The organism is Leucothrix pacifica, assembly GCF_003172875.1.
GTDB lineage: Bacteria > Pseudomonadota > Gammaproteobacteria > Thiotrichales > Thiotrichaceae > Leucothrix > Leucothrix pacifica.
Genome location: NZ_QGKM01000003.1, coordinates 101,864 through 121,831, shown reverse-complemented (window position 1 = coordinate 121,831; position 19,968 = coordinate 101,864). Strand labels below are relative to the sequence as shown.

The window sequence follows — 19,968 nt, the reverse complement described above, 5'->3', positions numbered from 1 at the left end:
TGCAACTAAAATCACTTGCATAATACGCATTAAAACAGTCCAATAGGAGCAATCAAAAAAATGGAGAGTTTTCTGATGACCAAGTTTTTACTCGGTTTCTTTAGTTTTGGCTGGCTACGGGGATTTGATTTTTTGCCACCACTGCTACTTAGACTGTTTCTTGCCCCGATGTTGTGGGTATCAGGTGTCAAGAAGATTGGTTTGTTTTCAGGGGCTGATACGGATTTTCTAAACCCGCTGACTTGGGTTGATATGAACGCTTATGCCGCAACAGTAGAAGCAGTAAAAGCATATCCTATTCCCGTGCCATTTCCGGAACTTGTCGCATGGATCATTCCCGGGATTGAAATAGTGGGAGCGATTTTCCTACTGATCGGCTTTGCGGTTCGTTGGATTTCTATTCCATTATTAATACTTGTTGCCGGCACCTTGGTCTTTGCGTTATTCGGTCAAGATGTCACGTCCTTAGCTGAAGGCGTACTTGCTAGCCATGGCTATAGTAACCCAGCAACCAGTGGAATCACTCAAACACTGATTTACTTTATTATGTTCCTCACGTTGTTCTTCATGGGAGCAGGGCGCTACTTTAGTATTGACTGGTTAATGTACAACAAGCTTCGTCGCAGAATTAAGCGCCTTAGCGATGCGAAGGCGACGCTCAAAAATGATCCTTTCGCTGTAAATGCCACAAATCCATAGACGTTAAGTTAAAATTGAAGAGGGTTCGCTCAGCGTTTTAAGATGGCGTAGAGCGAGCCTGTCCCACCATCTCTGAGTTGTGCAGAATGAAACGCTAGTACTCTGGGATGCTGAATCAACCAATGATTCACATACTGCTTCATCACAGCAATTTCACCAGAGCGTGATCGGTTGTTTTTACCGTGTATGATACGTACACAGCACCCTTCCACAGGGTAGGCTAACTGAATAAAGTCTAACAATACTTGTTTAGCTTGCTTCAGGTTCAGACCGTGTAGATCAAGCTCTTCCGTTATTTCCAGTTTTCCTTGTCTCAATCGTCTGAATAAACGGTTCTGGATACCTGTTTGACAGTAACTTAACACCGTGTCTGCCATAACTTTCTCGATTTCACCAGAATCTGATAACATGTCGGGCGCTGAGTCAGTCTCATCGGCTTCAACTGGTCGTAATTTTGGCGCAGCGGGTGCTGGACGCAATTCAACCTGATTTGATTTCGTAAGGCGATTTACGTCTGATACCGCTTTGAGGAATAGGTTCTCCTCGCTGGCATTGTCAGGTTTTTTGTGTGTCATGGGCGGAACAATGCTCAACATTCGATGAAGTTATTCAGACATGAAGTCTGGAGATAATAATACAAATGAAAATTTTACTTAGCAATGATGATGGTTATTTTGCGCCCGGTTTATTGGCATTAAAAGCCGGATTGTCGGAGTCTGCAGAAGTCCTCACTGTTGCGCCAAACAGAGACCGCAGTGGTGCAAGTAATTCACTGACGCTCACCATGCCATTGAGATTGTCTGAGCATGGTGAGCAAATCTATAGTGTTGATGGCACTCCGACTGACTGTGTTCATCTTGCATTAACAGGAATTTACGATAATCCCCCCGATTTAGTGATAGCAGGTATCAATGCTGGCCCGAATTTGGGCGATGATGTGATTTATTCGGGAACCGTAGCAGCTGCTACTGAAGGTCGTAATCTTGGTCTGCCAGCACTTGCTGTATCATGTTGTGGTACTCGGGGTGATATGTACTACGAGAGCGCAGTAGAAGCGGTCAGACAAATATTAGGTAAGCTTTCCAGCTTAAAGATTGGCGCTAATACGATATTAAATATTAACGTGCCAAACCTTCCATGGTCAGAAATAAAGGGCTTCAAGGTCACTCGTCTGGGAAAAAGGCACCATGCAGAGCCCGTCATTAGAGCACAAGACCCCCGGGGGCGTGATATTTACTGGGTTGGGCCAGTAGGTGAGCAACTCGACGCAGGTGAGGGAACAGATTTTCACGCAATTGATAAAGGCTTTGTGTCCATCACACCGTTACATATTGATTTAACACAGTATCAGGCGATGGCGTCGACAGAGCATTGGTTGCAGGAGCTATAAGTGGGTGAGTTGGATATCAAGGGAATAGGAATGACGTCGCAAAGAACGCGGGATCGTCTGATTGCTCTGCTACGTGAAATGGGGATTCAAAATGAAGAAGTATTGCGGGTTATGCGCTATGTGCCTCGTCACTTGTTTATGGATCAGGCATTAGCATCGCGCTCATATGAAAATACGTCGTTACCAATAGGTCATGCACAAACCATTTCGCAACCTTATATTGTTGCAAAAATGACTGAACTATTATTAAGCGACTTTGTCCCAGAGAAAGTATTAGAAGTCGGCACTGGTTCGGGCTATCAGGCGGCGATTTTGGGGGGCTTGGTACGCGAGCTACATACCGTAGAACGAATCACTCCACTTTATCGAAACGCCAGAGAGCTACTTTACCAGCTTGGCTACCGTAATGTTCGGACACACTTGGCTGATGGAAGTTGGGGATGGGAGGATTCAGCCCCTTATGATGCCATCATGGTGACCGCAGCACCTGAATCAGTACCGGAGGCTTTAAAACAGCAGCTGGCAATTGGTGGAAGGTTGGTCATTCCGGTAGGTGGGGATGATGGACAACAAGAACTGCAGTTGATACACCGTTTGTCTGAAGATAGCTTTACAGTTGAGAGCAAAGAGGCCGTGGTTTTCGTGCCATTATTAGAGAAAATAAATTAAAAAAATCCTTTAAAATGAAGCTGTTTTCTAATATATATAAGAAAGTGATTGAGTTAGCTAAGCATCGACATGCGGAATACTATCTTGGAGGTCTGAGTTTTGCAGAATCCTCTTTCTTTCCGATACCACCAGATGTCATGTTAATGCCGATGAGCTTGGCTCGTCCAAACCATTGGTTCAGGTTTGCTCTATTGACAACAATTGCGTCAGTTCTGGGTGGGATACTTGGGTATTTCATTGGGGGTTGGGCATTCGAATGGCTCGAATCCATTCTTACAACAGGGGGGTATGCTGCTAAGTTTGAACAGGCAAAAAGCCTATTCGATACTTGGGGAGTCTGGGCGGTTTTAGTCGCTGGCTTTTCACCCATACCTTATAAATTATTTACAATAACCGCTGGCCTGTTATCAATGGCCTTTTTACCGTTTGTGATTGCTTCGGCAATTGGTCGCGGGCTTCGCTTTTTTATAGTTGCGGGCTCGGTCGCCAAAGCAGGCCCCAGATTGGAGCCAACTATTTTAAAATATATAGAATGGTTAGGTTGGTTAGTGGTTGCATTGTTAATGACGATAATTATCTTTACTCAGGTATGAATCATGGATAGAAAATATAAATTATTAGTTGCAAGCTCATTGGTTTCAATGATCGCAACGGGGTGCTCTTCTTACGGAACTCGTGGCAATACTGACCCACAGACGTCTGTTACAGGGTCTGGTGGTTATGCCACACAACAAGCTTCACAGCAAGCGACTCAGTCTGGTGTTGATACTCAGAACCAAATGACGACGCAGCCTGTGCAAAATGCGCAACAAACAACGGGTGGTCGAACTCAGCAATGGTATATCGATCAGTGGAACCGACAGCAGCAGGGTAACCAGACTGCAACAGCGGCAAACGGTCGTACACAACAGTGGTATATTGACCAGTACAACCGCCAGCAGCAGCAAAAACAAAACCAGGCAACAGCGCCAAACGGCCGCACACAGCAGTGGTACATTGATCAATACAATCGCCAACAGCAGCAACAAAATAAGGCTGCTACAACCGCTAATGGTCGTACACAACAGTGGTACATCGACCAGTACAACCGTCAGCAAGCTCAAAAGAACGCTGCGGCTAATGCAACAGCTAGCAATGGCCGCACCAAGCAATGGTATGTAGATCAGTACAACCGTCAACAAGCTGCTGCTAAGGCTGCTGCCGCTGCAAAAGCTGCTGCTGCCGCGAAAGCAACTCAGACACAGGCTGTTGCCAGCAACGGACGCACCCGTCAATGGTATATTGATCAGTACAACCGTCGTCAGGCTGCCGCTAAGGCAACACCGGCTTATGTACCACCTAAGCCAATTGTTGTAACTAAGCCTTATGTCGCACCAAAGCCGTATGTTGCGCCTAAGCCATACGTTGCTCCAAAGCCATATGTCGCTCCGGCTCCTGCGCCAAAAACAAGTACTCAGTATGTTGATTACACAGGTGGAGTAGCGGCAACAGCTGCAGCCCCATCAAACAAGAGCTTGTACACAGGTAGCTATCAGCAGCCAAGTCAGACTTACAGTACATACCAGCCTAAGACATACGTAGGTGGTGCAGGTACAGGAACGACTTCTTATGCGACTACGGCAGCAGCGCCTGCTAGCAATGGTAATACTTATACGGTTAAGAAAGGTGATACAGTCTTTGAAGTAATGCGCCAGACAGGTGTTTACTGGAAAGAAATCATCAGCATTAACAACCTGGCGGCTCCGGCTTACACGATCCAGCCAGGACAGATTCTGCGTTTGAAATAATCGCGAATCATTGAGGCTGAGCCGCTATCCTTTTTAATGAGGGATAGCGGCTTTTTTGTTGCTGGTGTTAACTCCAGTCAAATAAGCGTCCCCAGAATCCTTTTTCTTCAGGATCAGGTTGAGGGTCGTTTTTCTTGGACTCGTCCGGGTTCATGTATACTTTAAGGTTATCATAAGTTAGCAGACCGACATGTTTATCGACGAGCTCACCTTCAGGTGAGATGATGAATGTCGTTGGGATACCTACCACTTCACCAAAGGCATACATGGTTGAGTCTTGAGTGGGAATAATAGGGTAATTAATTTTCTGCTCATCGATGAATTTTTGCAGTGTTTCGTTACTGTCCATACCTGCATCCATGCCCAATACCACCAGGTTATCCGGGTTGTCTTCGACTGAGCGAATCAGGTCAGGAATTTCAACTCGACAGGGCGGGCAAAAAATAGCCCAGTAATTTGCGACTACCCATTTTCCACGATAGTCAGACAAGCTATGTGTCTTGCCACTCATATCCTGAAACGTGAAATCCTTGACTGGTTCGGCTTTGGCCGTTCCAATGAGGAGAATTGACAAGAAAATGAATCTTAAATAAAGCATATAGTGTCACCCTGTGTGCGTAACGTGATAAATTAACCAGTCGTTAATTGGTCTTCATTCGCAGGTATTGTTATGAGTAAAAAAGCGATCATATATCACAACCCTCGTTGTTCAAAATCCCGCGCTACCCTTGCGCTATTAGAGGAAAAGGGCGAGGAGTTGGATGTGGTTCAATATCTGAATACACCGCCTGACAAAGATACGTTAGTGGCTGTACTTAAGATGCTAAACCTTTCTCCACGTGAGTTGATGCGCAAAGGTGAGGCGCACTACAAAGAGAATAATCTGGCTGATGAGTCGTTAACGGATGATCAGCTCATTGACGCAATGCTTGCACACCCGAAGCTTATCGAGCGTCCTATCGTGATAAAAAACGGTAAAGCGGCAATAGGTCGCCCACCAGAGTCAGTATTGACTATTCTCTAAGGAACACCATGAAGCAAATTTTAGTTTTATATTATAGCCGCCACGGCGCCACTCAGGCACTTGCAAAGCGCATTGCCCGTGGGGTTGAACAAGTGGATGGTGTTGAGGCCGTGTTGCGCACTGTTCCTGAGATATCAACTGTGTGTGAGGCGGTTGAGCCGACAGTCCCTGATGAGGGTTCTCCTTACGTGACGACGGAAGAATTGGCAAGTGCTGATGGTTTGATCATTGGTTCTCCTACGCGCTTTGGGGTTATGGCGGCACCTTTAAAATACTTTCTGGAGCAGACATCAGCGCAATGGTTATCCGGAAGTCTCTCTGGCAAGCCTGCTGCTGCATTTACATCGACATCCAGCATGCACGGAGGACAAGAGGCAACTTTGTTATCGATGCTGGTTCCATTGTTGCATCATGGTATGGTGATTAGCGGTGTCCCATACACTACCTCTGAGTTGATGACGACTAATACTGGTGGTACACCATATGGTGCCTCTCATGTTGCAGGAGTAGATAATGATCACCCCATCAGTGATGATGAACATAAAGTCTGTATCGATCTCGGCAAACGTATTGCTGAACTAAGCGTAAAGTTGGCGTCATGAGTAGTATTAAAAGAGCCTACGCGCTCAGTGTGGTATCGATGCTTGGTTTACTGACGTTGATTATTGTATGGAACGGCTGGTTGGCACCGACTCAGGGAGTGCCTGTTTCATTTGAATTAGCGATATTTTGTATCCCGTTACTATTTTTTCTTCGTGGTACTTTGAGTGGCAAGCGCAGCACTCATGTGTCACTAATGGTAGTGGCATTTTTCTACTTCATGGCAGGTGTCTGGCATATCGTAGAACCATCAGAGCGCAGCTATGGTATTGCGATAGTGGTACTCAGTTTTGGGATGTATCTGGGTGGTTACTTTTATGCGAAATGCCACGACAAAATAGCTCAGGCGCGATTGGATGCTGAGGCAAGGGCAGAGTCAGAGTAATTCCTTTTCCTCAGATTTAACTGTTTGCCAGGCGATATCGAGTGCTTCATCACTGTAATTAGAGGACTCACCATCAATTTCTAGTATCTGCCTGAGTCTGTTAACGCGACGCTCGAATTTGTTATTTGCTTTGCGTAATGCATTTTCAGGCGGCACCTTGAGTTGATGTGCAAGGTTCGCCACGCTCAGTAGTAGGTCGCCTACTTCTTCTTCGATTCGCTCCTCACCCTCGTTTAAGCTGACGCAGTCAACAACTTCGTTGAGCTCTTCGCGGACTTTTTCCACGACCTGTTGCCATTCATGCCAATCAAACCCAAACCTAGCGGCGCGTTTTTTGAGTTTCACTGAGCGCATCAACGCAGGCTGGCTTTGGAGAATATCTGCGAAATAATTATCATCACTGCCGGGTCGCTTCTGTTCACGTTCCTGTTGTTTGATGGTTTCCCAGTCTGCTTTTTGCTCAGCCTCAGAATTATATTTTTTATCTGTAAATACGTGGGGGTGACGCCTTATCATTTTGTTACTGATTGTTTCGGCCACGGTATCAAACTCAAAATGCCCCTGTTCCTTGGCGATTTCACAATAAAACACAATTTGAAATAGCAAGTCGCCTAATTCATCACAAAGCTCAGCCGGGTCATTATTATCGATAGCAGCGCCGACTTCATGAACTTCTTCGAGTGTGAATGGAAACAAGCTACTCCAGGTTTGTTGCTGATCCCATGGACAACCCGTGTCTGGTGCTCTTAGTTGTTGCATGATTTCCAGTAGCTTTTGCATTGCATCTGAGTTGTGTGTTTTGGTCATAATATAAGTAATGCATGAGGAGTGTGGTGGGAGTATAGAAAATATCGGCGGATATTAATAACCCCGAACAAGAATAGTTCTGGTTCGATCGGAGGAGACCTTACTTCTGCTGTTCTTTTGTTGGAGGTAGTCGGAGTAATTGTTGCTTTCGGAGTTTTGTCGATCAATATTCAGTTTATTGACAGTATTTGGCTGATAGGCTGATAAACGAGTTTGTATTAAAACTGACAATAAAGCAGCTAGCTTTAACTGGTTAAATTAATTTAATTACAGTATGGTGACGTCTTCATGGCGGGTGCTTTGACAAGGATGATTCCCATTGCCGTCAGTGAATATCAAAAAAATAATAGTTTAAACATTTAGGTCGGAACTCATGAATTCGAAAAGCAAACATTTAAAAATGGCTTGCCTGGCGTCTGCAGCTGTACTGCTAGCGGCATGTAGTAATACATCGGAAGTTAAGCCAAATACTGCGTCTGAAGTCGCTAAAACCTCTCCAAAAAAAGTGGTTGCTGTTGCAGCAAAGGCCGCCAAGCCAGTTGCTGCAGTAAGCACTGCGCCAAAAGCACCAGTCAAAAAGGTTGTTGTTGCTAAAGCGCCAGCAGTGAAAAAGTACACACCACCAGCTAAGCCTAAGGTTGTGGCACAAGCACCGGCGACTAAAAGATACACACCACCAGCTAAACCAAAGGTTGTGAAAAGACCTGCTGCGCCTAAGCCTTATGTTCCTGCGAAACCAATTGTAGTAGCCGTTCATCGTGCTCCCATTGTTAAGCCGCCAGTGAGGCAAGTTGTTAAGCCGAGGCCGGTAATCAATCGTCCAGCGGTGTTACATCGTCCGGCTGCGCCTAAGACAGTAGTTGCTAAGAAAGCGCCGGTTTATCGTTCACCAGCACCTCAAATTCGTCCGGCAACGGTTCCACGCGTGGATAGCCGTTCGGTATATGTTGCCCCTAAGCAGGCACAAACACGTGCCAGAGTGCAACAGGCCAGCTATCGTCCTGCTCCTAAACCTCAACGACGAGTTCAATCCGCTCCTCAGCGTAGAGCTGCACCAGTTCAGTATAATCAGAGCCGTCTGACAGGTGATTTTGCAGGCAATCGTCTGGCGCAAGCATTCATCAATAAAATGGTGTCACGCCATGGTTTTGACAGAAACTATGTCACGGGTGTGATGAGTCAGGCCAAGGCAACTGCATGGCTGAAGAAAATGGCGTATGCCGATGCTAACCCAAAACCTTCTAAGCGTGGTTTGACGCCAAGCTGGTCTCGCTATCGCAGTCGTTTCCTCACATCGAAGCATATTAATGCGGGTACTGCTTTCTACAAAAAGTACAGCCGTACACTGGAGCGGGCAGCATCACAGTACGGGGTACCTTCAGAATACATTCTGGGTATCATGGGTGTTGAGACTATTTATGGTGGAAATGTCGGTACGGACCGTGCCCTCGATGCCTTGTCGACGATGGCCTTTATGAATTCCCGTCGTGGTAGCTATTTTGAGAGTGAGCTTGAGGCTTACTTGCTAATGACTCGCAGAACTGGCCTGAACCCGACCCAGCCAAAGGCGTCTTATGCGGGTGCTTTAGGTCTGCCTCAGTTCATGCCGAGTAATATCAAAAAGTACGGTGTTGATTATGATGGTGACGGCGCAGTTAATCTGTGGACACCACACGATGCCATTGGAAGTATCGCAAACTACTTAAACAAGCATGGTTGGAAGCCAGGTGAAATCGCAGCGATTCCAGCGAAGCGTACGGGTGGTAGTGGTTACTCTAGTCTAAACTGGGGCTTCAAGCATAAGTATTCTTTGTCAACACTTTCACGTAAGGGACTTGCGCCTGCCTACCCCGGAGTGTCCGGAAATGTGCACATGTTGAAGTTGAAGACTAACAACGGTTATGATTATTGGATCGGTGGGAATAACTTCTACACCATCACGCGGTACAACCACAGTAGTTTCTATGCGATGGCAGTACATGAGTTGGCTCAGGCTATTCGCAGTAAGGTGAAACCAGGCCGTAAAGCATTGCCAAGAGTAATTGAGGCATCTGCTGATCAAAACCTGATTATGCAGGCCGCCAGTCACTTATTGTGATAAATCACCGATAAACCGCAGGTATTCCAAGAAACCTCAGGCCTTTGCTTGAGGTTTTTTGTTTAAAGGATTACATTCTGCAAAACTTTCATGCGACGGACAGTACTTTGATCTCTTTAGCCAATATTACGATGCAGTTTGGGGCCAAGCCTCTTTTTGAAAATATATCCACCAAATTTGGCGACGGAAACCGCTACGGTTTGATTGGTGCCAACGGTAGTGGAAAATCTACCCTAATGAAAATACTGGGTGGGGATCTGGTTCCAACTTCAGGAAACGTATCAAAAGACGTTGATGAGCGTTTAGGTAAGCTACGTCAGGATCAGTTCGCATACGAAGAATTTAGCGTAATCGATACAGTTATTATGGGGCATGAAGAGCTTTGGGAGATCAAAGCGGAACGTGACCGTATTTACTCTTTACCGGAAATGAGTGAAGAGGAAGGCATTAAAGTTGCTGATCTTGAAATTGCATTCGGTGAGATGGATGGCTACACCGCTGAATCTCGTGCTGGTGAACTACTGCTGGGTCTGGATATACCGGTAGAGCAACATTACGGCCCAATGAGTGCGGTTGCACCGGGTTGGAAATTGCGGGTGTTATTGGCTCAGGCTCTGTTTTCAGATCCGGATATCTTGTTACTGGATGAGCCTACCAACAATCTGGATATCAACACGATTCGCTGGTTGGAAAAAATTCTGAACGAGCGTAAGAGTACGATGATTATCATCTCGCATGATCGTCACTTCCTGAATAGTGTTTGTACTCACATGGCTGACTTAGATTACGGTGAGCTGCGTTTATTCCCGGGTAACTACGATGAGTACATGACTGCTGCAACTCAGGCGCGCGAGCGCATGATGGCGGATAACGCTAAGAAGAAGGCTAAGATTGCCGAATTGCAGGCCTTTGTTAGTCGCTTCTCGGCGAATGCATCGAAGGCACGTCAGGCCACTTCACGCGCCAAGCAGATTGACAAAATACAGCTGGATAATATCAAGCTTTCCAGCCGTGTGAATCCATACATTCGTTTCGAGCAAGAAAAGAAGCTTTACCGCCTGGCGCTTGAAGTTGAAGACCTTAGCAAAGGGTTTGACAGTGAAACCTTGTTTGAAAAAGTCAGTATGATGGTTGAGGTGGGAGAGCGTATCGCGATTATCGGTCCTAACGGTATTGGTAAGACGACACTGCTGCGCTGTTTACAAGGCAACCTGACTCCGGATGCTGGTAAGGTTAAATGGTCTGAGAATGCTAATATTGGATACTGCGCTCAGGATCATGCAGATGATTTTGAGGGTGGAGAATCGCTGTTTAACTGGATGGATCAATGGCGTGGCGAAGAAGATGATGAGCAAGAAGTACGAAGCGTGCTTGGGCGTCTGTTGTTCTCCAAAGCAGATAGTGAAAAGTCTGTAAAAGTTATATCGGGTGGCGAGCAGGGAAGAATGATCTTTGGTCGTTTGATGCTGCAAAAACCAAATATTCTTTTGATGGATGAGCCTACCAATCACTTGGATATGGAATCTATCGAATCACTTAACCTTGCGTTAGATCATTACGAAGGCACACTCATTTTTGTCAGTCATGACCGTGAGTTTGTTTCCTCGTTGGCTACACGGATCATCGAGTTAACGCCGACAGGGATTAACTTCTTCTCGGGTACTTACGACGAGTATCTTGAAAGTCAAAGTATCGTGTAAGCCTCTGAATTAAGAGCCACCTGTCCCGTTCTAAAATGAGTCACCAATGTGTAGATTTTTTCAGGACGGGATAATCGATAGCAAAAGGGCGGATAACAATATCCGCCCTTTTTTTCATGTAAGATAACCAAAAGCAGTTTTTAGCGCTTCCAGTGTAAAAATTACATTAATGATGCTAATTCACTTTTTTAAGTACCACGTTAGCGTGTTCATTTGAACGCAGTGTTAAAAAACCTCTATTGAGTGAAAAACTCGCTCTCTTTTTTCGCTGACTTCCCAACACTTTGTAGTTAAGTGTGATGTCATTGTTGCTGACAGACCATTTCCCAGAAAAAGTTAGCATCTTGTATTGATACACATATCTCATGTCTTTCTTAAAATGTATCTTAATCGATGAGCCCGATATACCTTTCCACTGCCCATAAAGTTTAGATTTATCGACAGCCATAGCAGAATCTGCCATTAGCATCAGACTCGCTACTATTAGCCATTTGTTTACATTCATCATGAAGCCCCCGCATTCATATTTGCCCGTTCTTATAACTATTTGATACTGAGTGTAAGCTGAATAACTTTATTATTAATTATTGCTGTCTCTTATTTATGATTTAGATCAGTAGTAGCAGTAAAATACCGAATAGAATGCGGTAAATACCAAATGCTACAAAGGTAAAATGTTCCAGGAAGCGAATGAATAGTTTCATCGCTAGGTAAGCAACCACAAAAGCCGTTACAAAACCTACGCCGAGTGCAACCAAGTTGGCATCTGTAAACTCTTTGTAGTGTTTCAAAAAATCATAGCCACTGGCAGCGACCATGACAGGCATCGCAAGTAAGAATGAGAACTCAGCGCTTGCCTTTCTGCTCAAGCCGACCAACATTGCCCCAATGATTGTTGATCCAGCCCGGCTAGTGCCTGGTATGAGTGCAAAGATTTGGGCGAACCCTATCCATGCAGCTTGTTTATAGGTCACGTCATCGACCGAAGTCGTTCCTGCAACACGTCCCTTTTGAAAGTACTCCACCACCAAAAAAATGATTCCGCCAACGATAAACATGATTGCTACTGTTTTGACGGTGAATAAGGTTTTTATCTGGTCACTAAACATAAAGCCAATCGCGCCAATGGGTACGAATGCTATGGCTACTTTGACCCACAGATCAAAATATTTGAATGTGAATTTTTCTCTGTAATTAGCGACAACGGCCATGATAGCGGCGAGTTGAATAATGACTTCAAACGCAGCATTAGCAACGTTTTGTTCGAGGCCCAACCACTCACTTGCAACGATGAGATGTCCGGTAGATGAAATCGGTAAGAACTCGGTGAGGCCTTCGATAGCTCCGAGTATTAGGGCTTGAATATTGTCCATATTATTGTCAGAAGTAGTGTATTTTGGTTGTTTTTAGGAATCGCCGATAGAGTACAGGTTTATTTATTCATTGGGAACTGCTGTATAGCATATCGATTCGTTACATTTTTTACATTATCCATTAACCACAAATTGTGTGGTTAATGCTAAGCTCCGATTTGCTACCGTGCTGCCGAATACTCGGGTGGAATTTTAAAGTGCTAACCAATTAAAGCTAAGAATATATGAACACCGATACTAAAAAGCCGACCAAGTCCAAGAAAAAACTGTTTCCGAAAGTTCTACTACTTCCGATTGCCATTATTGGTGCCGTTTTCATTGTACGAGGGATGATGGAGAGCAAAGAGCCACTCCAGCACGAGGTCAGAAGCTTTCCAGAAAAATTGGCGCATGTCCTCACTGTTGAGCCCATTCCATTTCGGGCGCAAGCGATTGGCTATGGCAGTGTTGAGCCATCGGTTAACCTGAAATATAAGGCTGAAGTCGGTGGTAAAGTTACCTATGTGCATCCGGATTTAAAGCGTGGCGGCAGTATCGCCAAAGGTACGATTGTGGTTCGTATTGAGCCAACCACCTATGAGCTATCGCTTGGGCAGAGTAAAGCTGGACTGGCGAACACCCGGTCATCATTAACCCAGCTGGATGCAGAGGAGCGCAGTACCCGAAACTCTCTTGAGATCGCAAAGCGTAATTTGTCACTGGGGCAACAAGAATATAACCGAGTCAGAACCTTATGGGACAAGCGATTAATTGCACGCTCCACGTTAGACGCCGAGCAACAAAAAGTCCTACAGTTACAATCAACCGTTCAGGATATTCAGGGAAATCTTGATACGTTTCAAAGTCGGCGAGCAGCAATTAATGCTCAGATATCTCAATCTCAGAGTACGGTTGCAGAAAGCACGGACACACTATCACGCACTTCAGTATCTTTACCGTTTGATGCGCGAATAGGCGAGGTGTTGGCTGAGGAGGGTGCATTTGTTACAGCAGGATCACAGCTATTTGAAGCACTTGGAACAAAAGCCGTTGAGATTCAGGCGCAGCTTTCTATCAAGCATGCCGGACAGTTACTCAGTGGCACAGTGAATCAGATTGATGAGTTTCCCGTATCTACTGAAATGCGTAACGCCATTAACAATATCAAGCTTGAAGCGACGGTGCATTTAGTCGCTGGTGAAGTGACCACTTCATGGCCGGCAAAGCTGGTGCGTGTAGGAGAGTCTGTGGACTCAACGACCGATACGGTTGCATTTACGGTTCAGGTTGATGACCCCTACAAAGGCGTGGTACCCGGCAAACGGCCGCCACTTCTAAAGGGCCTGTATGTTGCCGTGGAGTTTTTGGCAAGCCCACAGCGCCGCATAGTGATACCCCGAAAGGCGGTTCACGAAGGGCGTGTTTATCTGGTTGATGACGATAATAAACTAGAGATCAAGCCAGTGACAATTGCTGCCACACAGGGCACCTTGGTTATTGTGGAGTCGGGCCTGTCCAGTGGTGATCGCATAGTGATTAGTGATTTGGTTCCGGTGATATCGGGTGTGCCGATTAAAGCAATTGAAGTACCTGATGAAGTGGCTAGCTTGCGTGCTCAAGCTTTGGGTGAGGATAAGCCATGATCCGCTACTTCGCCTCGCACCCAACTGCGGCAAATATACTGATGATCGCCATTATTGCGGTTGGATTAGCGACCTTGCCGGGCCTTAATAAAGAGACCTTTCCTGCACTAGAGTTGAATAGTTTTAACGTCACGGCGGCCTATCCCGGAGCGAGCACTGCCGATGTTGAAGAAGCAATATGTACTCGTTTGGAAGATGCAACCGATGGGATCAGTTTTGTGGATGAGCAAAGCTGTGAAGCGCGTGACAACCTAGGTGTATTGACTCTGACCATGCAGGAAGGCGGCGATGTTAAGCAGTTTGAAGATGATATCATTGCTGCGGTTGATGCGATTAGTGATTTTCCTGATGAAGTAGAAGATCCGACGGTGGTGAAAGTAGGGCGTACTGACCCTGTTGTGGATGTCGCAATTACGTCTGAGGGGCTGACAGCTTCAGAGCTAAAGGCATTAGCAGAGCATTACCGAAAACGTCTGTTATCGATTCCTGATATCCCCATCGTGGATGTGATGGGGTTTTCTACCCACCAGCTGAATGTATTGGTTGATTCAGAGACGATGCTGAAATACCGCCTGAGCATTCAAAGTATCGCCAACCTTATTCAGACTCAGGCTGTTGATCTGCCAGCGGGAACCATTGAAAGCGTCGATAAAGCCTATCAAATACGTTTTTCTAATGCGAGAAAGACGGTCGAAGAACTGGCTGATCTGGTGATATTAAATACGGACTTAGGGGGGGAAATCAGGTTAGGTGATATCGCACGAATTGAAGACCGGTTTGATTTGGAAGAAGAGCGGATCGAGTTCAATGGTGAACGTGCTGCTATTTTACAAGTGAGTAAAAATCGTATTGATGACACGCTGAAAGTGTTCGCCAGTGTCAAAGCATTTGTCGATGATGAAAATGAAATACTGCCTGAATCGACCAAGATAATTCTGAGTAATGACCGTGCCACTATTGTTAGCGACCGTTTACAGCTTCTGAGTAAAAATGCCTGGCAGGGTTTGATTCTGGCCAGTTTAGTGTTGTTTCTGTTTTTCACATGGCGTTATACCTTGTGGATTGCCTTGGGCTTGCCGGTTTCGTTCTTGGGTGGTCTGGCCATGATGAGCTGGATGGGTGTGAGCATCAATATGATTTCGATGGTCGCACTGCTGATGGCCATCGGTATTTTGATGGATGATGCAATTGTATTGTCTGAAAGCATCGCGCATGAGTACAAAAAATCTCACGATCCGCTGGAGGCTGTGATCGTGGGTACGGAGCGAGTGATCCGGGGTGTTTTCTCCTCCTTCCTGACGTCGGCTTTGTTGTTCGGAAGCTTGCTGATGATGAAAGGGGATATTGGTCAGGTACTCGGTGTGCTCCCCGTCGTGTTGTTGTCGGTACTGACGGTTAGTTTGCTCGAAGCCTTCTTAGTATTGCCACATCATCTTAAACATGCGTTGGAACATGCACATGAAAAAGAGCCGATGCGTTGGCGAGTGTGGTTTGAAGCTGGTTTCTTAAAATTGCGTAATGGCGCGACTAAGTTGGGTGCTCTGGCAATACGTTTTCGCTACGGAACCGTCGGTATTGCCATCGGTATGTTGATTATCTCCATTGGCATGATGATCACAGGGACGTTGAAGTTTAAAGCCTTTCCTGATCTGGAAGGCAATATTCTTGAAGCACGAATCTTATTGGCCCAAGGCACACCGTTAGCAAAGACAGAATCAGTGGTTCAGCAGTTGATGACCAGTCTGGAAAAAACACAAAGCGAATTTCCACAAGACAATGGTCAAAGTCTGGTTAAAAACATTAAGGTCACCTACAACAGTAATGCTGACTCATCGGAAAGCGGTACTCATATTGCGACGCTTAGTGTGGATTTTCTGGAGACAGAGTTTCGAAATACGACCCTACGGGAATTTATCCCGCGCTGGCGAGAAAATACCGGAGAAGTACCTATCGCGATTAATCTGCAGTTTAAAGAGCCAAGCACCGGACCGGCTGGGCGTGCGATTGATATCCGCCTGATTGGGGAAGATTTGGATATGATGTCCGAGGCATCCTGGGCCTTACAAAACTGGCTATCAGGCTATGAGGGCGTATATAACCTGACGGATAACCTGCGTCCCGGTAAACCTCAATTTACCTTCACACTGAAGCCTGGCGCGTTAGGCGCGGGTATTTCGGCTCAGGATGTGGCATCGCAACTCAGAGCAGCGTACGAAGGCGTCAAAGTAGATGATATCTTTCAGGGGCGAGAGGCGTATGAGATTCAGGTAAAAATGGATAACCATAAGCCAACTGCTTTGGCTGACTTTGATAACTTCATGATTATCACCAGTAAAGGCGATGCGATTCCGTTAGTTAGCCTTGTACATATAGAAGAGAGACGTGAATACGCCCGAATAGGGCACATCAACCGTAATCGTGTGATCAATGTTTATGGGGATATTGATTCGGTTGTGGCGAATACTTCAGAAGTGATGGCGGATCTGCAAGCGCGTTTTTTACCGGAGTTTAAGACACGCTTTCCGGGTATTACACTGAGTATCGAGGGCGAGGTGGCTAGTGGTAATGAGACGAATAGTTCGATTCTGGTTGGTTTCGTGCTGGCACTATTGGGCGTTTATTTGCTCCTGAGCCTGCAGTTTAAAAATTACCGTGAACCCTTGTTGGTGATGATTAATATTCCGCTGGCGCTGATTGGTGTTATTTGGGGGCATATCCTGATGGGGCAGGACTTCACAATGCCCAGTATGATTGGTTTCGTGTCACTGGCTGGTATCGTCGTCAATGACTCTATTTTGCTGGTGGAGTTTGTAAAATATCGAAGCGCTGAGGGGATGTCATTGCATGAGGCGGCTACTCAGGCGGTGCATGACCGTTTTCGGGCGGTGTTTATGACATCAGTGACCACTGTTGCAGGTATGATGCCATTGCTGTTCGAAACCAGTCTTCAGGCGCAGATACTGGTTCCGTTAGTGACCAGTGTGGTGTTTGGCATGATGTCAGCAACCCTATTAGTTTTGCTAGTGTTGCCTGCGCTGTACGGCATTATGGAAGACATTGGCTTTGTCGAGATTAGCGAAACAGAACCAGATGCGTCACTGATGACAGCCTGATGCTTGTTATAAAGGCTGCGGCTGGTCGGGCGTGCGACTCTTTACTTTATTACTGATGCGCGCCCGGCCTTTTGCTTTTGCGCGTCGCTCAAGTAAAGCGGTTTTGACAGCGACTGTTAATTCGGAATTACAGATAGCGATGTAATCTGCAAGATCATCGACAGGCACTTCATCATCAACAGCAAAGCGCATGCACTCTGCTTCAATAAACTGTTGTTCTTCGTCTGTCAGCATGACTTTCGCGATTAGGTCATTATTGATAGCTGCCTCAGAGGATTTGGTAGCGTCTGCGTCTACAGGTGGCTGAGTTGTTGCATTGACACTGGAGAACAGACAGCACAGTAGGAATGTCTGAAGTAATGGGGGAGTGTTCATTTTACGGTCCTTGTTAAATGATTATTTTTTATATTTTCTTTGCTTATATATAGATCAATTATGTCCTGCTGCCCAGCAAGTATTTATTATTGTACTGATATAAAAACATAATCTGCTGTCCATGCATAGTGCGCTGTGTTCGCAAAGATTGGGGTGCAGTTAGTATTGATCAGGGTATAATGCTCCCTTTTAATTCAGCCAGAAAGAATAAAGTGAGACTATCATCCGACGAATTTCGTCAATGGACGCATAAATCCATCACATTACTAGGTATGTCAGGTGTGGGTAAAACATATCTGTCTAATATTCTGAGAAATAACGAGTGGTTTCACTACTCTGGTGACTATCGTATTGGTACTCGCTACATGAATGAACCGATTCTGGATAATATAAAATCCCAGGCAATGTCGGTGCCTTTCCTGAGTGACCTGCTGCGGTCAGACTCTATCTATATCCGCAATAATATTACGGTTGATCATTTAAAGCCATTATCGACATTTCTCGGTAAGTTGGGTGATCCAGCGCTCGGTGGTCTAACACTGAATGACTTCAAAAGACGTCTCAAGTTACATCATGATGCAGAAGTTGCGGCGATGTTGGATGTGCCTGAGTTTATGCGTAAATCGAAACAACTTTATGGATTCAGTCATTTCATCAATGATGCGGGCGGAAGTGTTTGCGAGTTGGATAATGAGGATGTGCTGGAGACACTTCAGCAACACACTCTCATGCTATACATACAAGCAACCGAGCAGGATGAAAAAACACTGACTGCGCGCGCAGCGACATCCCCCAAGCCTCTGTATTATCGGGAAGCATTTTTGGATGAACAGCTAGCGATCTATATGGAAGAAAAGTCTCTGGAGTACGTGGCTTTAATCGATCCGGATGATTTTGTGGTATGGGTGTTTCCTCGGTTGTTTGATGCACGCATACCGCGTTACGAAAGCATTGCCAAGCGTTTTGCCTACACCATTAAAACCACTGAATTGTTTCAGATTAAAACAGAATCTGATTTTCTAGAACTCATCGAAAAAGCCATCGATCGTCACGAGTAAGCAGCATGCCACTAGTCGCCCACAATAATTTACCCGCTTTTCAGGCATTACATGAAGAAGGTCAGTTACTACTGACTCCGGAAAGAGCGAAGCATCAGGATATCAGAGCACTCCATGTAGGCTTATTGAATATGATGCCGGATGCCGCTTTGGCTTCAACCGAACGTCAGTTTTTTCGTTTGATTGGCGCTAGTAATCCAATTGCACAATTTTATGTGCATCCATTCGCTTTACCTGAGCAAGAGCGTGGCGCGAAAGCCCAAAAGCATATTGACGATCATTATGAAACTTTTGAGCAAATACAAGAGCAGGGGCTGGATGCATTGATCATCACAGGGGCCAACGTGACCCATGATAACCTTTCTCAGGAGGTGTTTTGGGAACCGCTGATCAAAGTAGTGCACTGGGCACATGAGAATGTAACCTCCACGCTCTGCTCATGTCTTGCCACACATGCTGTGCTGGAAGCACGTCATAATCAACGTCGGCAACATCTGGGTTATAAGCGATGGGGCGTCTACCCGCATTGGGTTAAGGATAAATCTCACCCTTTAGTATCTGATATCAATACGCGATTTGATGTGCCACATTCTCGTTACAATGTGATGAGTCGTGAGCAGTTCGAAGAAGCAGGCATGAAAATTCTTGTTGAAGGTGATGATGGTGGTGTTCACCTTGCTGTCAGTGATGATGGTATCCGGAGTGTCTATTTTCAGGGACACCCGGAGTACGACAGCATTAGCTTATTAAAAGAGTATAAACGTGAAGTGTTTCGTTTTTACAACAGGCAGCGGGAAGATTATCCGCCGTTCCCGGATGGCTATTTTGACATCACGACTCAGGCTGTTTTTGATGAGTACCAAGCAAAGCTTCGTTGCAGTATGCATGCAGATGAAGCAATGCCATTATTCCCCGAACACATTGTCACACCACGCTTACAAAATACTTGGCATGACTCTGGCTTAGCTGTGATTGGTAATTGGATGGGCTTGGTTTATCAGCTTACCAGCTCGGATCGCAAGCTTCCCTTCATGGAAGGTATTGACCCTCAGAATCCCTTAGGTCTGTCTTCATAAAATCTATGTTGTACGCATAAGACACTTTCTGTATGTTAAGCGCACGTAAATGTACATGTCTGATAATTGATCTCTCAGTGGCGAGCTGGAATTGGGGTCAATAAAGAGTAATTTTAGAAAAGTCTAAAAAATTAAAATATTTGTGACTTTTTTGAAACAATTCTTGTCTCAGATCTACAACACCTTATCTTC

20 protein-coding genes are annotated in these 19,968 nt (G+C 45.6%); 14 read left to right on the top strand and 6 right to left on the bottom strand.

Annotated features, from left to right (window positions below; all coding sequences use genetic code 11):
• The first annotated feature begins 75 nt into the window (after positions 1-75).
• Complete coding sequence (locus tag DKW60_RS01575) at positions 76-699, top strand: DoxX family protein (RefSeq protein WP_181389547.1); 624 nt, start codon at positions 76-78, stop codon at positions 697-699.
• A gap of 29 nt (positions 700-728) precedes the next feature.
• Here the strand turns inward: DKW60_RS01575 and DKW60_RS01570 are convergent, their stop codons facing one another.
• Complete coding sequence (locus DKW60_RS01570; protein WP_181389546.1) at positions 729-1,274, bottom strand: Smr/MutS family protein; 546 nt, start codon at positions 1,272-1,274, stop codon at positions 729-731.
• A 65-nt stretch (positions 1,275-1,339) separates the two neighbouring features.
• Between DKW60_RS01570 and surE the strand changes: the two genes are divergently transcribed.
• Genes surE through DKW60_RS01550 form a run of 4 tightly spaced genes read left to right on the top strand, consistent with a single transcriptional unit; the run spans position 1,340 to position 4,545 of the window.
• Positions 1,340-2,089: a 5'/3'-nucleotidase SurE gene (gene surE / locus DKW60_RS01565; RefSeq protein WP_109835903.1), complete on the top strand. Its 750-nt coding sequence runs from the start codon at positions 1,340-1,342 to the stop codon at positions 2,087-2,089.
• 30 nt (positions 2,090-2,119) lie between these two features.
• Complete coding sequence (locus DKW60_RS01560) at positions 2,120-2,758, top strand: protein-L-isoaspartate(D-aspartate) O-methyltransferase (protein WP_109835921.1); 639 nt, start codon at positions 2,120-2,122, stop codon at positions 2,756-2,758.
• A 14-nt stretch (positions 2,759-2,772) separates the two neighbouring features.
• Positions 2,773-3,351, top strand: a complete 579-nt coding sequence (locus DKW60_RS01555) for a YqaA family protein (RefSeq protein WP_109835902.1) — start codon at positions 2,773-2,775, stop codon at positions 3,349-3,351.
• 3 nt (positions 3,352-3,354) lie between these two features.
• Complete coding sequence (locus DKW60_RS01550; RefSeq protein WP_109835901.1) at positions 3,355-4,545, top strand: LysM peptidoglycan-binding domain-containing protein; 1,191 nt, start codon at positions 3,355-3,357, stop codon at positions 4,543-4,545.
• A 67-nt stretch (positions 4,546-4,612) separates the two neighbouring features.
• On the opposite strand, the gene DKW60_RS01545 is transcribed toward DKW60_RS01550, so the two are convergent.
• On the bottom strand, positions 4,613-5,143 hold the full coding sequence (locus DKW60_RS01545) for a peroxiredoxin family protein (protein ID WP_109835900.1): 531 nt from the start codon (positions 5,141-5,143) through the stop codon (positions 4,613-4,615).
• A 72-nt stretch (positions 5,144-5,215) separates the two neighbouring features.
• On the opposite strand from DKW60_RS01545, the gene arsC reads away from it, so the two are divergent.
• From arsC to DKW60_RS01530, 3 genes are read left to right on the top strand one after another with little or no spacing between them, the layout of a single operon-like run.
• A complete protein-coding gene (arsC, locus tag DKW60_RS01540) occupies positions 5,216-5,569 on the top strand; it encodes an arsenate reductase (glutaredoxin) (RefSeq protein WP_109835899.1) in 354 nt (117 codons plus the stop codon).
• 8 nt (positions 5,570-5,577) lie between these two features.
• A complete protein-coding gene (gene wrbA, locus DKW60_RS01535; protein ID WP_109835898.1) occupies positions 5,578-6,171 on the top strand; it encodes an NAD(P)H:quinone oxidoreductase in 594 nt (197 codons plus the stop codon).
• Positions 6,168-6,554, top strand: coding sequence for a DUF2069 domain-containing protein (locus DKW60_RS01530; protein WP_109835897.1), 387 nt, complete (start codon positions 6,168-6,170; stop codon positions 6,552-6,554). The genes wrbA and DKW60_RS01530 overlap by 4 nt, the downstream gene beginning before the upstream one ends.
• Here DKW60_RS01530 and mazG read toward each other — a convergent pair.
• The gene (gene mazG / locus DKW60_RS01525; protein WP_109835896.1) at positions 6,546-7,361 is read right to left on the bottom strand and encodes a nucleoside triphosphate pyrophosphohydrolase; all 816 of its coding nucleotides are present in this window, start codon (positions 7,359-7,361) and stop codon (positions 6,546-6,548) included. The two genes, DKW60_RS01530 and mazG, sit on opposite strands and share 9 nt — an antisense overlap.
• A 373-nt stretch (positions 7,362-7,734) precedes the next feature.
• Here mazG and mltB point away from each other — a divergent pair, with 373 nt between their 5' ends.
• Positions 7,735-9,459, top strand: coding sequence for a lytic murein transglycosylase B (gene mltB / locus DKW60_RS01520; RefSeq protein ID WP_109835895.1), 1,725 nt, complete (start codon positions 7,735-7,737; stop codon positions 9,457-9,459).
• Positions 9,460-9,566: 107 nt separating this feature from the next.
• A complete protein-coding gene (locus DKW60_RS01515; RefSeq protein WP_109835920.1) occupies positions 9,567-11,159 on the top strand; it encodes an ABC-F family ATPase in 1,593 nt (530 codons plus the stop codon).
• Between the two features lie 175 nt (positions 11,160-11,334).
• Here DKW60_RS01515 and DKW60_RS01510 read toward each other — a convergent pair whose 3' ends face one another.
• Together DKW60_RS01510 and DKW60_RS01505 are read right to left on the bottom strand one after the other, a co-directional pair.
• On the bottom strand, positions 11,335-11,667 hold the full coding sequence (locus tag DKW60_RS01510) for a hypothetical protein (RefSeq protein ID WP_109835894.1): 333 nt from the start codon (positions 11,665-11,667) through the stop codon (positions 11,335-11,337).
• A gap of 100 nt (positions 11,668-11,767) precedes the next feature.
• Positions 11,768-12,532, bottom strand: a complete 765-nt coding sequence (locus DKW60_RS01505) for an undecaprenyl-diphosphate phosphatase (protein ID WP_109835893.1) — start codon at positions 12,530-12,532, stop codon at positions 11,768-11,770.
• A 224-nt stretch (positions 12,533-12,756) separates the two neighbouring features.
• Between DKW60_RS01505 and DKW60_RS01500 the strand changes: the two genes are divergently transcribed.
• A complete protein-coding gene (locus DKW60_RS01500) occupies positions 12,757-14,154 on the top strand; it encodes an efflux RND transporter periplasmic adaptor subunit (RefSeq protein WP_109835892.1) in 1,398 nt (465 codons plus the stop codon).
• Positions 14,151-17,267, top strand: a complete 3,117-nt coding sequence (locus DKW60_RS01495) for an efflux RND transporter permease subunit (RefSeq protein ID WP_109835891.1) — start codon at positions 14,151-14,153, stop codon at positions 17,265-17,267. The genes DKW60_RS01500 and DKW60_RS01495 overlap by 4 nt, the downstream gene beginning before the upstream one ends.
• Positions 17,268-17,273: 6 nt before the next feature.
• Here the strand turns inward: DKW60_RS01495 and DKW60_RS01490 are convergent, their stop codons facing one another.
• Complete coding sequence (locus tag DKW60_RS01490; RefSeq protein WP_109835890.1) at positions 17,274-17,642, bottom strand: hypothetical protein; 369 nt, start codon at positions 17,640-17,642, stop codon at positions 17,274-17,276.
• A 212-nt stretch (positions 17,643-17,854) separates the two neighbouring features.
• Between DKW60_RS01490 and DKW60_RS01485 the strand changes: the two genes are divergently transcribed.
• Both DKW60_RS01485 and metA read left to right on the top strand, forming a co-directional pair.
• Positions 17,855-18,700, top strand: coding sequence for an ATPase (locus DKW60_RS01485; protein ID WP_109835919.1), 846 nt, complete (start codon positions 17,855-17,857; stop codon positions 18,698-18,700).
• Between the two features lie 5 nt (positions 18,701-18,705).
• The gene (gene metA / locus DKW60_RS01480; protein WP_109835889.1) at positions 18,706-19,776 is read left to right on the top strand and encodes a homoserine O-succinyltransferase MetA; all 1,071 of its coding nucleotides are present in this window, start codon (positions 18,706-18,708) and stop codon (positions 19,774-19,776) included.
• The last annotated feature ends 192 nt before the right edge of the window (positions 19,777-19,968 follow it).

Coding starts and splice junctions, on each gene's coding strand:
- DKW60_RS01575 (WP_181389547.1), top strand. CDS start 76: ATGACCAAGTTTTTACTCGGTTTCTTTAGTTTTGGCTGGCTACGGGGA.
- DKW60_RS01570 (WP_181389546.1), bottom strand. CDS start 1,274: ATGACACACAAAAAACCTGACAATGCCAGCGAGGAGAACCTATTCCTC.
- surE (WP_109835903.1), top strand. CDS start 1,340: ATGAAAATTTTACTTAGCAATGATGATGGTTATTTTGCGCCCGGTTTA.
- DKW60_RS01560 (WP_109835921.1), top strand. CDS start 2,120: ATGACGTCGCAAAGAACGCGGGATCGTCTGATTGCTCTGCTACGTGAA.
- DKW60_RS01555 (WP_109835902.1), top strand. CDS start 2,773: ATGAAGCTGTTTTCTAATATATATAAGAAAGTGATTGAGTTAGCTAAG.
- DKW60_RS01550 (WP_109835901.1), top strand. CDS start 3,355: ATGGATAGAAAATATAAATTATTAGTTGCAAGCTCATTGGTTTCAATG.
- DKW60_RS01545 (WP_109835900.1), bottom strand. CDS start 5,143: ATGCTTTATTTAAGATTCATTTTCTTGTCAATTCTCCTCATTGGAACG.
- arsC (WP_109835899.1), top strand. CDS start 5,216: ATGAGTAAAAAAGCGATCATATATCACAACCCTCGTTGTTCAAAATCC.
- wrbA (WP_109835898.1), top strand. CDS start 5,578: ATGAAGCAAATTTTAGTTTTATATTATAGCCGCCACGGCGCCACTCAG.
- DKW60_RS01530 (WP_109835897.1), top strand. CDS start 6,168: ATGAGTAGTATTAAAAGAGCCTACGCGCTCAGTGTGGTATCGATGCTT.
- mazG (WP_109835896.1), bottom strand. CDS start 7,361: ATGACCAAAACACACAACTCAGATGCAATGCAAAAGCTACTGGAAATC.
- mltB (WP_109835895.1), top strand. CDS start 7,735: ATGAATTCGAAAAGCAAACATTTAAAAATGGCTTGCCTGGCGTCTGCA.
- DKW60_RS01510 (WP_109835894.1), bottom strand. CDS start 11,667: ATGATGAATGTAAACAAATGGCTAATAGTAGCGAGTCTGATGCTAATG.
- DKW60_RS01505 (WP_109835893.1), bottom strand. CDS start 12,532: ATGGACAATATTCAAGCCCTAATACTCGGAGCTATCGAAGGCCTCACC.
- DKW60_RS01500 (WP_109835892.1), top strand. CDS start 12,757: ATGAACACCGATACTAAAAAGCCGACCAAGTCCAAGAAAAAACTGTTT.
- DKW60_RS01495 (WP_109835891.1), top strand. CDS start 14,151: ATGATCCGCTACTTCGCCTCGCACCCAACTGCGGCAAATATACTGATG.
- DKW60_RS01490 (WP_109835890.1), bottom strand. CDS start 17,642: ATGAACACTCCCCCATTACTTCAGACATTCCTACTGTGCTGTCTGTTC.
- metA (WP_109835889.1), top strand. CDS start 18,706: ATGCCACTAGTCGCCCACAATAATTTACCCGCTTTTCAGGCATTACAT.